At 36.7% G+C, this 15579-nt stretch carries 13 protein-coding genes; 10 read left to right on the plus strand and 3 right to left on the minus strand.

What is annotated here, in order from left to right; all coding sequences use genetic code 11:
- Positions 1–66: 66 nt before the first annotated feature.
- Positions 67–1377 carry an MFS transporter gene (locus tag G3O09_RS14075; RefSeq protein ID WP_163102124.1) on the plus strand — a complete coding sequence of 437 codons (1311 nt, stop codon included), beginning with the start codon at positions 67–69 and terminating at the stop codon, positions 1375–1377.
- A 160-nt stretch (positions 1378–1537) separates the two neighbouring features.
- Here G3O09_RS14075 and cspD read toward each other — a convergent pair whose 3' ends face one another.
- Entirely contained in the window at positions 1538–1741 is a 204-nt protein-coding gene (cspD, locus tag G3O09_RS14080; RefSeq protein ID WP_108670222.1) for a cold-shock protein CspD, read from the minus strand.
- A 365-nt stretch (positions 1742–2106) separates the two neighbouring features.
- Between cspD and G3O09_RS14085 the strand changes: the two genes are divergently transcribed.
- From G3O09_RS14085 to G3O09_RS14095, 3 genes are all read left to right on the plus strand, one after another.
- On the plus strand, positions 2107–2520 hold the full coding sequence (locus G3O09_RS14085) for a hypothetical protein (protein WP_163102125.1): 414 nt from the start codon (positions 2107–2109) through the stop codon (positions 2518–2520).
- Positions 2521–2660: 140 nt separating this feature from the next.
- Positions 2661–3287, plus strand: coding sequence for an FMN-dependent NADH-azoreductase (locus G3O09_RS14090; protein ID WP_163102126.1), 627 nt, complete (start codon positions 2661–2663; stop codon positions 3285–3287).
- 302 nt (positions 3288–3589) lie between these two features.
- A complete protein-coding gene (locus G3O09_RS14095) occupies positions 3590–4432 on the plus strand; it encodes a P-loop NTPase family protein (protein ID WP_163102127.1) in 843 nt (280 codons plus the stop codon).
- A gap of 39 nt (positions 4433–4471) precedes the next feature.
- Here G3O09_RS14095 and G3O09_RS14100 read toward each other — a convergent pair whose 3' ends face one another.
- Positions 4472–4930, minus strand: a complete 459-nt coding sequence (locus G3O09_RS14100; protein ID WP_163102128.1) for a GNAT family N-acetyltransferase — start codon at positions 4928–4930, stop codon at positions 4472–4474.
- 1144 nt (positions 4931–6074) lie between these two features.
- On the opposite strand from G3O09_RS14100, the gene G3O09_RS14105 reads away from it, so the two are divergent.
- On the plus strand, positions 6075–7649 hold the full coding sequence (locus G3O09_RS14105) for a peptide chain release factor 3 (protein ID WP_163102129.1): 1575 nt from the start codon (positions 6075–6077) through the stop codon (positions 7647–7649).
- A gap of 346 nt (positions 7650–7995) precedes the next feature.
- Positions 7996–8175, plus strand: a complete 180-nt coding sequence (locus G3O09_RS14110; protein WP_163102130.1) for an H-type small acid-soluble spore protein — start codon at positions 7996–7998, stop codon at positions 8173–8175.
- Positions 8176–8320: 145 nt separating this feature from the next.
- Here the strand turns inward: G3O09_RS14110 and G3O09_RS14115 are convergent, their stop codons facing one another.
- Positions 8321–9304, minus strand: coding sequence for a DMT family transporter (locus tag G3O09_RS14115; protein ID WP_163102131.1), 984 nt, complete (start codon positions 9302–9304; stop codon positions 8321–8323).
- Between the two features lie 509 nt (positions 9305–9813).
- Here G3O09_RS14115 and nhaC point away from each other — a divergent pair.
- From nhaC to G3O09_RS14135, 4 genes are all read left to right on the plus strand, one after another.
- Positions 9814–11220 carry a Na+/H+ antiporter NhaC gene (nhaC, locus tag G3O09_RS14120; RefSeq protein WP_163102132.1) on the plus strand — a complete coding sequence of 469 codons (1407 nt, stop codon included), beginning with the start codon at positions 9814–9816 and terminating at the stop codon, positions 11218–11220.
- A gap of 672 nt (positions 11221–11892) precedes the next feature.
- Positions 11893–12774, plus strand: a complete 882-nt coding sequence (locus G3O09_RS14125) for a TetR/AcrR family transcriptional regulator (RefSeq protein WP_163102133.1) — start codon at positions 11893–11895, stop codon at positions 12772–12774.
- A 95-nt stretch (positions 12775–12869) separates the two neighbouring features.
- Positions 12870–13958: an SDR family oxidoreductase gene (locus G3O09_RS14130; protein ID WP_163102134.1), complete on the plus strand. Its 1089-nt coding sequence runs from the start codon at positions 12870–12872 to the stop codon at positions 13956–13958.
- An 11-nt stretch (positions 13959–13969) separates the two neighbouring features.
- The gene (locus tag G3O09_RS14135; RefSeq protein ID WP_163102135.1) at positions 13970–15517 is read left to right on the plus strand and encodes an aldehyde dehydrogenase family protein; all 1548 of its coding nucleotides are present in this window, start codon (positions 13970–13972) and stop codon (positions 15515–15517) included.
- Positions 15518–15579: the final 62 nt, after the last annotated feature.

The raw sequence follows: 15579 nt of genomic DNA on the forward strand, positions 1-15579 counted from the left end.
TCAGAAAAGGATTTTTCGGGCATTGAACTGAATACATATATCGTAATAAAAGAAAGGAAGTGAATTATGGAAATCAGCCCGAAACCCAATAATGCGAAGCCGAGGAATAACCTTGGCCTCTATTTATCATTACCGGTATTATCTTGGGCATTATACGATTTTGCTAATACGATTTTTTCTTCAAACATTAATACCATTTTCTTTCCCTTTTATTTAGAAGAGACGATTGGAAAGAATGAAGTTCTCGATCAAATAGCGAGCACCTTCATATCGTACTCGAATGCATTGGCGAGCTTTTTTCTTGTTCTGTTTTCCCCCTTATTTGGAGTTTTGATTGATCGGACAGGGAAGAAGAACAAATACATTAGGATTTTCACTTTAATCACTGTAGCCTGCACTTTATCGATGGGACTTGTGGCTGCCTCTTCCATGCAAGGAGAGATATTTGGCATACCCATTGTATTGGCATTAGTTATCCTATTATTTGTTATTGCGAAATTCTTTTACCATTCTAGTTTAGTTTTTTATGACACTATGATTTCTGACCTAGCAAACAAAGAAACACTCCCGTTAATCTCAGGATTCGGGGTAGCGGTGGGGTATGTAGGTACTCTAGTAGGATTAACGGTATATCCATTTATAGGGGATCATGGCTCTCATGTAGCTTTTATTCCAACTGCTATATTATTCTTGATTTTTTCTCTTCCACTATTCTTTTTTGTAAAAGAGCCGAAGGTGGTTCCAAAGAAAAAAGAATCGTTCCTATCTGGGTATAAAGAAATTTACGCGACCTTCAAGGAAATGAAGAGTCATCGTAAAGTATTTATTTTTATGATTTCTTATTTTTTTATCAATGATGCCATATCAACTGCGATTGCGATGATGGCCATTTACGCGAAAACAGTTGTTGGTTTTTCAAGCGGCGCATTTATATTGTTATATCTGGTTTCTACTGTTTCAAGTATTATCGGTTCCTTTATTTTCGGCCATGTCACAAAGGCAAAAGGGGCGACGAAGTCATTTTCTTATGTGGGGATCCTATTACTGGTTGCTTTGGCGGTTGCAACCTTTGCCTTCCATCCAGGCTTATTCTGGATTGCGGGAAGCTTATTTGGGGTAGCCCTCGGGTCTATGTGGGTCACTTCTAGAACATTGATTGTCGAATCAACTCCAGAAGACAAAAGAGGACAATTTTTCGGTTTATTTGCTTTTTCTGGTAAGGTCTCTGCAATTATTGGACCATTAGTTTATGGAACAGTAACGTACCTATTCGCAGATTACGGAACCTTGGCAAGTAGAATGGCACTTGGTTCATTGATGATTATGACGATGATCGGATTGATGGTTCATAGAAAAATCAATGTTAAAACGTTTTGATAGTGTTAGTTAGCTCCAGCTTGTCGTGCTGGGGCTTTAACTAATAAAATAGTAATTTATTTCTTTAGCATTCAAAGATCCTACAAGGGGTATATACAAACAAAAAGGTGTTACCGGTAAACGGTAACACCTTGATCATTTGTATGGTTAGAATCGAGAATTAAAGTTTTACCACGTTTTTAGCTTGTGGTCCACGGTTGCCTTCTTCGATTTCGAACTCAACTTCTTGACCTTCGTCAAGAGTTTTGTAGCCTTCACCTTGGATAGCAGAGAAGTGTACGAATACATCGTTGCCACCTGGTACTTCGATGAAACCGAAACCTTTTTCGCCGTTAAACCATTTTACTTTACCTGTAACTGTCATACTGTGAATCCTCCTAAAAGTTAAACAAAAATTAATATGTAATTTATTTCCTACATGGAAAATAAAATTCACACATTATCAAGCATCAGAGTTTTACATATTATCCTTTGGTGATTGATAATATGTGAATTTAAATTAATTAATTTTGTTCTTATATTTTAATATAACTGATTATATCGTACAAATCGAAAAATAACAAGATTCTAAATGAAAATTTTCCAAAATGATGCATAGTTTTTTATATATTGTATAGTGTGAATTTGATGAAAATTTTGTAGGAAAGAATACGGAAAAAAGGTGTAAAAATAAGGAAAATGGACAAACTTCTAACTAGTTGAACTACATAAAAGGAGAATGTCTTTACTATGAAAAAATATATTTTGGCTTTGATGATCCTATCATTAACTAGTGGATGCATGGTAAATGATAGAGAGGTAGAAAAAGAGGCAATTGAAGCCTCACTAACAAGTATGGTCGATGTTCAGGCAACCTTGGCAGAGATATTGACATTGTTAAATCAGTTTGAAAAAGATCTTGAAAAGAAACCCAACAAAGAGACCATCCATGAATATGGGCAACGAATCGAAGACAAGTGGGATACCATTGAGAAAAAAGTCGAATCGAAGTTCCCTGAAGATTATGTAATAGTAGAAAAAAGTCTCTATCCTCTTATTGGAGAGGCAAAATCACCTGTCTATAATCTAGATAAAGTGAAGAGCAATTTAAAAGAATCTCAAACAAAATTAAGTAACCTTCAAAAAAAATGGCAAGCACAATAAAATATCTGGGAAATTTTGAGTCCGTTACCAAGTATTATTACTTGAGCGGGCTTTTTATTTCGTTTAATATAAATCTCGTATTCAAGATAATTAAATTAAAAGTATATCTCTAACATTTTATTTACAAGGAGCGAATCATCATGACAAAGGTTTTATACGTAAAAGCTAATCCGAAAGAAGATCACCAATCATTTTCAGCTCGAGTTGCGAATGATTTTCTTGATGCTTATAAAACAGAACATCCAGAAGACATGGTTGAGGTTTTGGATTTATACAATAGTTTTATTCCATTAATAGATGGAGACGTGTTACAAGCTTGGGGTAAACTTGCAAATGGCCACGAATTAACGGATGATGAAGCATCCAAAGTAAGCCGACTTGGATATTTGGTTGATCAATTTCTTGCTGCAGACAAAGTCGTATTTTCCGCTCCAATGTGGAATTTTGGTTTCCCTCCATTAATGAAGGCTTACTTGGATGCAGTTTGTGTGGCTGGAAAAACGTTCAAGTATACAGCGGAAGGTCCAGTTGGATTAGTCGAAGGTAAAGAGGTTCTTATGATTGAAGCACGTGGTGGAATTTATTCTGAAGGACCAATGAGGCAAGTTGAACACACTGAAAGCTATTTTAAAACGGTTATGAATTTCATCGGAATTTCACAAGTGCAAACAATCATCGTCGAAGGAGTTGCTCTTGACCCGTCAAAGGCTGAGGATATCTATCACGCAGCAGCTTCAAAAGCTAAGGAATTAGCTTCACAATTCTAATATCTTACTTTACTAGGGCCATCTGCGGGGATGGCCTTTTTTATTTAGAAAAAAACCAACTATGGTTTATTCAAAAACTTTCTTGTTCAAATCGTTAATGTATAATACAATTATTGGTAACTGGATTGAACGGAGGAATGTAGTGAAATGGAGAATTAATCTTATCTTATAGAGGCAGAGCATAAGGACCGAATGCAAAAGATAGGATAAGACTGTCCATTTTCATACATTCAAGTATTCTATATGGAATAGGATTATTGCTTTGCCCATTTATCTGAAGATTTAAATGGGGAGGTATTTTCTTGAAAAATACTAAATTAATTATGGTTGAAGGAATTTGGGGGTCAGGTAAAACAATCACGGCTCAAATTATTCAAAAAAAGCTTTTGAATAGAAGGAAGAAACATGAATTATTTCTTGAAGGAAATTTAAAGCACCCAGCTGATTATGATGGGGTCGGGTATTTGAATATAGATGAGTACGAGGAATTAACAAGAAAGTACCAGGATTTTGGGACCATCATACGAAATTACACGGAAGAAAGAGAAGGTAATAGATTGGTTTATTATAAAAGGATGGTACAAGAAAACCATGATGTGCCACCGGAGGTTACTTCTTTCGTCTCCCAATTTGATGTGTATGATGGGAATTTGCCCATAGAGACACATATGAATCTTGTACTTTCAAAATGGAAAGAGTTTGCTGAAATTGCGAAAGAAACGGATAAAATTTGGACTTTTGAGTGTTGCTTCTTGCAAAATCCAATGACTGCCATGTTGGCAAAGTACAATGCAACGGATGAGGTAATAAAAATATATATGCAAGCTTTGGCAGAAATCATTGCGCCTTTGGATCCAGCTTTAATATATCTTTATCAAGATGATATAAAAAAAACTTTTGAAAAAGCCTGCCATGAAAGGCCGATTGAATGGGTCAATGGCGTAACTCATTATGTCACAAGCCAAGGGTATGGAAAAGCAGAAGGATTGGAAGGTTCACTTGGAACCATAGCATGGTTAGAGAAGCGGAAACAGTTGGAATTGGAGGTTCTTTCCATTCTTCCATTTGAATCATTGATCATGGATAATAGCGATCAAAATTGGAATCGGATCAATAAAGAAATTGATCAATTATTAAACTTATAATTAAGTAGAGGATGGGCTCATCTGGCCCATCCTCTTTATTTATATCCTTTTTTCAAAGCATTCGACAACGGTATGCTTGAACGGTTTATCCATGTAATAGTTAAAGCCCAGACGCTCCCAAAATTTTCTTGCAGGAACATTTTCTTTTAGAACCGCCAATCGAAGGATCTCAACCCCTCTTTCCTTCATTTGTTGCTCATAGAGTAGGTATGCACTTGTTCCGTATCCATAGCCTTTGTAGTCTTCGTGAATCATCAATAATCCAAGCCAAGGATACCGATCCTTCTCATTACACATCATGTAATCAATCAGTCCTATATAGGTATCATCTGCTTTGATGAAAAAGGGCTCAGATTTTCCATTAATCAAATCTTCTTTAACCTCTACTGTTGACCTAGTTTCATGTCCATTTTCCATTTTGTTATAGGCTCTGTTAGAATTGACAATTTCCTCGGCAATGTAAATGTTTTCTTCTGTTAGATTTTCAAACGTAACCATGTTAAACTCCTTTCGCTTACTCAAATTCAATTGTACACAGAATCAAAGATAGTGAAAAGCAGTTTTCCTGAAAATTGGAAGATTATACCTGAGTTTGGTAAGGTTTTTAGTAACAATAAAAGGGTATATATATGGTAGACCAAATATAAAGGAAGTGATCGGAATGAAAAGAAGATTGTTAAAAAGAGTTGCGGTCGCAGTCATGCCTTTCGTAATTAAAGGTGCAACGGATTACTGGAGAAAACGAAGGATGACAAAAACTTTAATGAAATAAAAAACGAGCCAATTAATTGGCTCGTTTCAGTTTGTCGAAAAAAGGTATCGAGAGTACGCTCTCTCGATACCTTTTGACATTTTTGATATGCATGGTAGGCGAAAAGGTTGATTTCCGCTCCAGCCGCTTGCTTTCCGGGGGGCGTTCGCCGAGCCTCCTCGTCGCTACCGCTCCTGCGGGGTCTCGCCTGTATCGCTAATCCCCCAGGAGTCAAACGCCTTCCGCTCCAATCAACTTCTCTAGTTCTTAGTTAACTTCTTTCATTGTAAAAGAAAAAAGACTGTAGGCAAAAATGAAAGTGGATGAAGGAGACAAAATTGGGGAGAGGTTTTATGTAGGTACGCCTAACTATGCTATAAAGATTTGAAGCATTAAACGGTTAAAAAACAGAATAAAGGAAATAATTATGGAACAAACAAGTAATGAGGTATCCATACCATGAATGAAAATCATACAGATTCAAATTTAATTAAAGGTTTATTATGGGGAACAGCTTTAAGTATTCCACTTTGGTTGTCCTTTTTCGGATGGATTCAAATATTATTTAATGTTATCAAATAAGGATTCATATTAAACTTTTCAAAAACTATCCTCTTACCTCTAATTCTCCCTCTGTTTTTTTCCATATACTCCATGGACATTGTCATCATTAACAAGGCTCGTTTTTTCTGCTTTATCAAATGTTCTTTTTTATTGATCCAAATTGGCATAGCCCGAACAGGGTTTGTGTGATCGAATACAAGGTTCATTCTCCGTTCTAGTTTGACATTCAGTAGCCAATGCATTAGTGGATGTGATATATTTTTTAAGTTAGTAATGAATCAGAACAACCAGATTACTATTTATTTTATATGATAAAGGATGTTAAGAATGAAGTCTTCTATAAAGGATGAAGTACAATCCAGAAAAACGTTTGCGATCATTTCCCACCCGGATGCAGGGAAAACTACGCTTACAGAAAAACTACTGTTATTCGGTGGGGCCATTCGTGATGCCGGTACAGTAAAAGCCAGAAAAACAGGGAAATACGCAACCTCCGATTGGATGGAAATTGAAAAGCAAAGGGGAATTTCCGTTACATCCTCTGTGATGCAGTTTGATTATGACGGGTTCCGTGTCAATATCTTGGATACCCCAGGTCACCAAGATTTCAGTGAAGACACCTACCGTACGTTGATGGCAGTGGACAGTGCTGTCATGATTGTTGATTCTGCTAAGGGGATTGAGGATCAAACGATTAAACTATTTAAAGTTTGTCGCATGCGTGGCATTCCTATTTTTACATTCATTAATAAAATGGACCGTCAAGGTAGAAATCCTCTTGATATTCTAGCTGAGTTAGAAGAAGTATTAGGAATTGAATCGTATCCAATGAACTGGCCAATCGGTATGGGGAAAGATTTCTTAGGTATTTACGATCGTTTCAACAACAGAATTGAACAATTCAAAGAAGAAGACAATCGTTTTATTCCTTTAAATGAAGAAGGGGAAATCGATGGAGAACATCCGATTAAGCATTCTCAGCTTTATGAGCAAACATTAGAAGAAATTCTATTGTTAAGCGAAGCAGGAAACGAGTTTTCTGAGGAAAGAATTGCTAACGGTTTGTTGACTCCGGTATTTTTCGGGAGCGCATTAACTACCTTTGGTGTTCAGACCTTCCTTGATGCTTACTTGAAATTCGCTCCGTCACCACAACCTAGAAATGCGTCTACTGGAGAAATTGACCCGCTTTCAGAGGATTTCTCTGGATTCATCTTTAAAATTCAAGCAAATATGAATCCAAAGCACCGTGACCGAATCGCGTTCCTCCGAATTTGTTCAGGGAAATTTGAACGTGGAATGACCGTTAACTTGAGCCGTACAGGAAAAACTGTCAATCTATCATCATCCACTCAATTCATGGCTGATGACCGTAATACAGTAAATGAAGCGGTGAGCGGTGATATCATTGGCTTATATGATACTGGGAATTACCAAATTGGAGACACGTTGACCACTAGTAGAGACATGTATCAATTTGAACGTTTGCCTCAGTTCACACCTGAATTATTCGTTAAGGTATCTGCAAAGAACGTATTGAAACAAAAGCACTTCCATAAAGGAATCCACCAACTCGTGCAAGAGGGTGCAATACAGCTGTTTAAGACTGTCACGATGGAAGAGTATTTATTAGGCGCAGTTGGTCAACTTCAATTTGAAGTATTTGAACACCGTATGCGGAACGAATATAACACTGAAGTCATCATGGAACGTGTTGGCTCCAAGATCGCCCGGTGGGTTGAAGATGAAAAGGTCGACGAAAGACTGACAAACTCTAGAAGTATTCTGGTTAAAGATCGTTTTGAACAGTATGTATTCTTGTTTGAAAATGATTTTGCTCTTAGATGGTTCTCTGAGAAGAACCCTGATGTAAAGCTGTATAATCCAATGGATTCAAAATAAGAAGAAATCCCCTCAACAGTTATATAGCTGGAGGGGATTTTTGTTATCATGAATAAATGTTTAGGCTGTTTTCGTATTAGGTGCAAGCATAAATCCATATATGTATAAAGGGACCACTGTTATGATGCTGATACATAATCTTGGATATCCAGTAACTCCATATGTAGTACCGCATTTTTTACATTGGATTGATTTATAAGCTAAAAGTATGGACCGAAAAATATCATCCAATTAAATGGATGATTACACTTTTGCATGCTAAACTTTCCTCCATCGCACTAAAAAATAGAATAAAATCCCTTATCCATCAAACACTATAATGACTTTATCATGGGAGGTTAATTGGATGGATGTTATGCGTGTAAAACAAATTCTATCTTCTTCAGCTGATATCGATGTAAGATATCATGGCACTTCAGTTTGGATCGATCAACTGCATGAAGATGGAAGAACGGCAACCGTACACTTAAGAGGTCCTTTAGAAGAAAGAACCCAAGTAAATATTGCTGAGCTTGAAGAAGCATAATTTTTGTTCCACCCTTATTTCAAGGGTGGATTTATTTTATTTACGGAAGACTATGTTTGTTTAACAGAGACATTCATGTAAAAAAAATTCACAAATTGGCGCATGAAAATACATGTAATGCCTTAATATAGAAGTTGTTTTTAGGCTAAGCCTTTGAATCTATTTCTGATGAGTGGCTTATTTGCTTGATGTTCATTTTCTTCATGTTGAGGGTGTGGGCAATAATTCCAATTATGATAAAAAGTATGCCTAGGTTTGCAAGACCAGATGGTAAAGGACTTGCTAAGAAAGAAGCCTCTCCTGCAATAACGAATAGAATTTGGGTAGATTGAGTAGCCTCCACAGAAGCTAGCTTAGCTTGATGATTCCTCACTCGATTAGTAGCTATAAAGAATAATGTCGTAGCGATTACACCTGAGCAGATTGCCACAACCAAAGATTGAATCACTTGGCTGGAGCTAGGGGCACCTACTTTTATGTAAGCGAAACTACCGATAATCAACCAGAAGGGAAGACTTGCTAAAGTCATACCAAAAACTCGCTGAAACGTATCTAGCCTACCATCGCATAGTTCCATCATTTTTCGATTTCCAAGTGGATATGCAAATGCAGCGATTACAACTGGTAAAATTCCTAATGCAATCTCAGATACGGATAATTTACTTGCATTTTGTTGTTGAATGAACAGAACGCCAATCAAAATAATAGAGGATATTGCAAGAGCTTTTTTTTCTATAGAATGTCTTTGTTTGATTGTTCCTGAAGAAGTTTGAACGACAGTATAAAAAATGGGGGCTACTAATAGGCCTGCTACTATAGTAAATTGCCATGTTCCTGCAATTAACCAGCCTGGTCCATAGGTTGCGGCATAAGTGATCGGTGCGTAAAAAAGGACAAAGCCTACAAAGCTCCATCCTAACCATTCTAATGGAGCTTTTTTTAGCTCTTTAAAAACTTGGCTTCCATTTTTTCTTATTAAAACAATCATTAATAAGAAAGGTAGCATGAAAAGAAATCTTAAGGAGGAGCTCCACATCCAACTCCCTCCTGACAGTTCCATAGATCGGTTTAGTACAAATGTAACTGCAAAAAACATAGATGAAATAATGCCCAGTGTTATTTCTTTCAAAATTAAGCACTCCTTTCTGAAAGTGGGTATACCACCATATAAATAGGTTACAGTATAACAGTTTTAGAAGGAATATTAATATTAATTTCGAAATGTAGTTCCCTTAAATATAATTCAATAATATTGGTTATTTGAAAAAAGAACTTGACCCGCCGTAGGATATCCGTTATATTACTAATATACTTTAACGCTTAAAAGCGTCTAAGTACAAAATAGAATATCCTCTTGTCAGCAGTTTGAAGTAATGATTCTGGAGGCAGCAAAAAGAAACCGGACGGTTGATGCGAGTCCGGGCTACAGATGATTGAAATACACCTGCATGCATTCGAACAAGAATTATAAGAGTGGTTGCTTTATATTTAAGCAGCAATTAGGGTGGTACCGCGAAGCTTCTTCGTCCCTATGTGGAGATGAGGCTTTTTTGTGTTGTAGTTCATACGTGGGGCTAGTAACACATAGCCAATTCGACTTTTCGTAATAAACATATATCTTGGGAAGGTTGGTTAATTATGCAACTAGAAGATGCAAAGGTTAAATTGTCAGCTTTTGAAGCTGGAGTGTTAATTATTTTGATATTAGGAATCATCAGCAGTGGAATTATTTTTCTCGGTGTTGTTCCACATTTGCCTATCATATTGTCTATCATTCTGTTAATGGCGTACGGAAGATGGAAGGGACTTAGCTTTGGGGAGTTAGAAGGTGGATTAATTAAAGGCGCTTCAACTGGGTTAGGAGCGGTTTATATTTTCTTCTTCATAGGAATGTTGATCAGTAGCTGGATGGCGAGTGGAACCATTCCAACATTAATGTACGGTGGATTTAAGTTATTTTCAGGTACACCTATTTATCTTGCGGCATTCATTATATGTTCAGTGCTTGGAATTAGTATTGGCAGTGCTTTTACAACAGCAGCAACACTTGGGGTAGCTTTTCTCGGAATGGCTGCTGCAATGGATGCTTCACTTGCAATTATGGCTGGAGCGGTAGTTTCAGGAGCGTTTTTAGGTGATAAAATGTCTCCGGTATCTGATACTACAAATTTAGCTTCAGGTACTTTTGGGGTTCCTCTCTTCGAACATATAAAAAACATGCTTTGGACAACTGTCCCAGGATTTATTTTATCAGGAATATTATTTTGGATCCTGTCTCCAGGAACCGAAACGAAAACTGGAGAGATTGAGAACTTCATACATGCACTAGAAACCGAAACATCAATTGGATGGACAAGCATGATCCCATTCATTTTAGTGACTGTATTTGCAATTAGAAAAGTTTCTGCTATTCCAACATTATCTGTTAGTATTATTAGCGCAATCATTATTAGTTTTATTAATACTAATGAGATGACTCTATCAAAAATGTCATCGATTCTATTTTCTGGATTTGTTATGGAAAGTAAATTTGAGCAATTGAATGTCATCCTCTCAAGAGGAGGAGTAGAAAGCATGATGTTTTCTATATCACTAGTCATGCTTGCTCTCGGCTTAGGTGGATTATTATTCTTGCTTGGAATTATTCCAACTTTACTTGCATCGATTGAAAGGTTTTTAACAAGTACATTTAAACTCGTATTGTCAACTGTAATGTCTGCTATTTCAATTAATGTATTAATAGGAGAGCAATATTTATCAATATTACTACCTGGTAACACCTTCCAAAGTCATTTTGAGAGAATGAAGCTTTCTAAGAAAACATTATCTAGGGCATTAGAAGACGCTGGTACGGTTATTAATCCTTTAATTCCATGGGGCGTGTCTGGGGTATTTCTATCAGAAGTTTTAGGTGTATCAACACTTCAATATGCACCATTTACATTTTTCTGTTTGCTATGTCCAATCCTGACATTAGTCAGTGCAGCTACGAATATTGGTATTGGTAAACAGGCTAGACACAGTACAATTGCTCAATTAGACTAGACTTAATAATAATTATTTTCAGAGGGTGACCTAAAAGGTCTGACCCTACTAGAACATTAAGTTAACAGATAAATAAAATAAAAATACAAAAAACGAGCCTTTTGAATATTTAAAGGGCTCGTTTTTGTTTTTATTAATGAATTTTAAACAAGAGATAAGGATTAATGAAACAATTTAATAGACTTCTATTAATCTAACCCATGTTATATCGACGGAAAAATAAGTTTATCAGCGAATTCGGGAACACAAAAATATCCAAATCTGACTTCCAAGTCACTGACTACATAAGTTATCTAGTAGTCCTTTTACATTGAAAACAGATGGCAGTTTAGATATAGTGAATCTATATGGTTTTTTTATGGAAAATATGACTATCGGGTCAATACTATCCTTATATATATATATTTACTTAAATTGGTAACAAATTTTTTAAAAAAGCGATTTTTGGGTATCGTAGGTATTTGTGTGTTGAACAGCAGTATTTTTATAAACGCTGTTCATTAATCCTATTATCTAATGTTATTTTGATAAGGCAACAAGAAGAGTGAAGAAATAACGACAATGGTCTCCATCGAAAGTAGTATTTACGGAGGTACGAGAAATTTAAGACATATTCAAACTCCTTAGAAAATAAGGAAATTTGAATAGTCCACTATTTAGGATGTGAAATAAATGAATGATAAAAAAGCATTAATTTTAGATACAGCATTGGAACTGTTTTCAGAAAAAGGATACCATTCTACATCAATGCAGGACATTGCTACCAAATGCCAAATAGCTAAAGGATCCTTGTATACGTATTTCCAATCAAAAGACGAGTTGTTTATGTCCATCATTAAGGAAAGCTATGTTACTTTTACGGCTAAAATGATGGAGGTTGAACGTGAAACAGATTTAACGGTGCAAGAAAAATTCGAAAAACAACTATATTACCAATTGAATAATTTCATGAAGTACCGAGATTTCATTCAAAAGCATATGCAAGATCCATCCGTATTCAAGAATAAAGACATGGGTGCATATATGATGGAAATGAGGACTAAGTCCTTGAAATGGACAGTTGATAGAATCATTAAATTATATGGGAATGAAGCAAGGGAAGTTTCCTTTGATGCGGCTGTCATCTTTAGTGGCATTATGAAGGAATATGTTTTTATCCTATTATTCGATGTTAAGGAACAGGATTTGTATCGACTAGCCCGTTTCTTGATGAGTAAATTAGATGACATTGTGACAGGTTCCCTGAAGAAAAAAGATCATTATTTATCAGAAAGCAATTATTTGCAATTCCTTATGGCTGAAGAGAGACAGGGAATATCTAAACATGAGAAAATGCAGAGTTTAATTAAAGAATTGAAAGAGTTATCCGAAAGTCTGGATCTTGGGAAGGATAAAATGGAATTTGTCCAAACGGCAATCAAAACGATTGAAGAACAAATCGATGCCCAGGGCAAAGAAAAGGAAGTCCTTATTGAAGGGATGTTGCTATATCTAGAAAAATGGAACATTCCTAAAATTCGTAATTGGGTCATATTGTTCCGTGAGCATATATAAGGTATTCTGACAATCCTCTGCAACTAGAGGATTTTTTTCTTTTTATGAAGAATAGATTAGAACAGCACTATTTTTCAGGGGAAGAAGGGTGAACGATGTCTCATGTTTATTTCATGACAGGTTTTCCAGGTTTCATTTCCAATCAGTTGATCAGACAGTTGATTAATTCCGATCATGATTTCCAACAAGCATATATGCTTGTATTGCCTGCATTGGTGGAGAAGGCGGATGAAGAAATTCATACTATTCTGTCTGAATTGAATCTTCCTAAGGGTTCTATCAAAGTCATCAAAGGGGATATCTCAAAGGTAGGCTTGGAATTACATGAAACCTTTAATACTCAGCACATCACCCATGTATTTCACCTTGCAGCAATTTATGACTTGGCAGTCCCTGAAAAAATTGCATACGATATCAATGTCAATGGTACTAAAAACGTCAATGAATGGGTTAAAACCTTGACGTCATTAAAAAGGTATGTGTATTTTAGTACGGCATACGTAGCCGGCTTTAGGGAAGGAAAGCTATATGAACATGAACTTCTTAAGCCATCTGCATTCAAAAATCATTACGAAAAAACAAAATATGAAGCGGAAGTTTTAGTAGATCAACTGAAGTCAGAGCTTCCCGTGACCATTATCCGCCCTGGGATTGTAAAAGGTCATTCGATTACAGGGGCAACGAATAAATTTGATGGTCCTTATTTTATCTTGAACTTTTTGGATTCATTATCCTTCCTTCCGATAAAGCCTTATATAGGAAAAGGAAATGCCAAGATCAATCTTGTCCCGATTGACTTCATAATCCAATCGGTTGCATTCTTGTCATTTTTCGAAGGTGGGGAAGGAAAAACCTATCACTTAACCGATCCAAACCCTTATACGGCGTCCCAGGTGTATGATATGTTCGTTGAGGAATTATTTAAACAACGACCGATTGGCAGGCTCCCACTATCCTTAAGCAAAGCTTTTCTTTCAATTTCAACCGTTCGTAAATGGCTACATGTAGAAAAGGAAGCATTGGATTACTTTACATGGAAAGGCGATTTTGATTGTCAGCAAGCGAAACAGGATTTAGCTACAGCAGGTATCCAGTGTCCTGATTTTAAGGTAGGAGTCCCTTCCATGGTAAAGTTTTATCTGGATAATAAAGAAAATGAACAATACCAAATACAAATTAGGTAAAGGATGTTCTCATGAAACAAGCAGGAATGTTAAAAGTCCAGTCTCCTGTCACAGGTGAATTTATTGCCGAGATGTATGAGACTACAGTAGAAGAAACCACTTTTATGTATGAAAAGTCTAGAATGGCCTTTCCCAAATGGTCATCCTTGACAATCGATGAGAGATTGGGGTATTTCCATAAGCTTCGAAACATCATGGTCGAGCAAATGGATGAAATAGCACATAAGATTTCTTTAGACACAGGGAAGGTAAAGTTAGAAGCCCTCGTGGCAGATATCATGCCCGTTCTGGATTTTTTAAAGACTTTGGATAAAACCGCGAATAAAACCCTAGGTCGTCAGAAGGTTCCTACCCCTTTATTGTTAATGGGGAAAAAATCGTATATCGAATATATGTCAAGGGGGACAGTACTCGTGATCTCACCTTGGAATTATCCTTTCCAGTTGGCGATGGTCCCTATTTTAAGCGCATTAGTGGGTGGCAACTGTGTCATCTCTAAACCTTCGGAAGTCACCCCATACGTTGGGAAAGTGATGGAAGACTTGTTCAAATTGGCTGAGTTTCCAGAAGGAGTCATTTCGTTTGCCCATGGTGGAAAGGAGCTTGGGGCTGCTTTAACAGAACAGGGACCCGATTACATCTTCTTCACTGGTTCTGTCCGAACAGGAAAAGTCATTCAGCAGGTGGCAGCGAAAAAACTAATACCTACCACCCTTGAATTGGGTGGGAAGGACCCGATGATCATCCTTGCCGATGCCCATTTGAGACGTGCAGCAAAAGCGGCTGTATGGGGTGCATTCACGAATAGTGGGCAGGTTTGCATGAGTGTTGAAAGGGTATATGTGGACCGTTCAGTCTATGAGGAATTCTTGCATCTCGTAAAAGAAGAAGTGGCCAATATGAAGCAGGGGCAAAGTACTTCAGATGATGTAGGATCCATGACTTTTCCTGCTCAAATTGACATTGTGAGAACACATATTGAAGACGCATTATCACAAGGCGCTAGGCTCGAGACAGGAATTCCTCCACAACAGTGGAAGGAAGGCGATATGTATTTACCGATGATGGTCCTTTCTAATGTCTATAAAGGAATGAAAATCCTTAAAGAAGAGACGTTTGGTCCAATCATGCCTGTCGTGCCGTTTGATACAGTGGAAGAAGCAATCAAACTAGCTAATGACAGTGAATATGGATTGAATGCTAGCATCTGGTCTAGGGATATTCAAAAAGCCCAGCAAGTTGCCTCACAAATTGTGACTGGGGCGATTGTCATTAATGATGTTATTGTGACAGTCGCAAACCATAACTTACCGTTTGGCGGTGCCAAACAAAGTGGTGTTGGTAATTATCATGGGGAAGTAGGTCTCCGGATTTTTTGTCATGAAAAAGCGGTAATGATTGATCCAGGGCGGAAATCTAGTGAAATACAATGGTATCCTTATCATGGAAAATACGAATTGTTTTTAAGCCTTTTTAAAAGTTACTTTTCTAACCGTGTTAAATGGATTACATTTTTGAATTCTTTCCAGAAATTATTGAAGCTGTCAAAAAATAAATAATTTAGAAAAATTGAGGTGTTTTTGTTGCACAAAAGTTCCTCACTAAATATAATAAAACTGTA

It is taken from the genome of Peribacillus alkalitolerans (genome assembly GCF_010882125.1).
Taxonomy (GTDB): domain Bacteria; phylum Bacillota; class Bacilli; order Bacillales; family DSM-1321; genus Bacillus_BN; species Bacillus_BN alkalitolerans.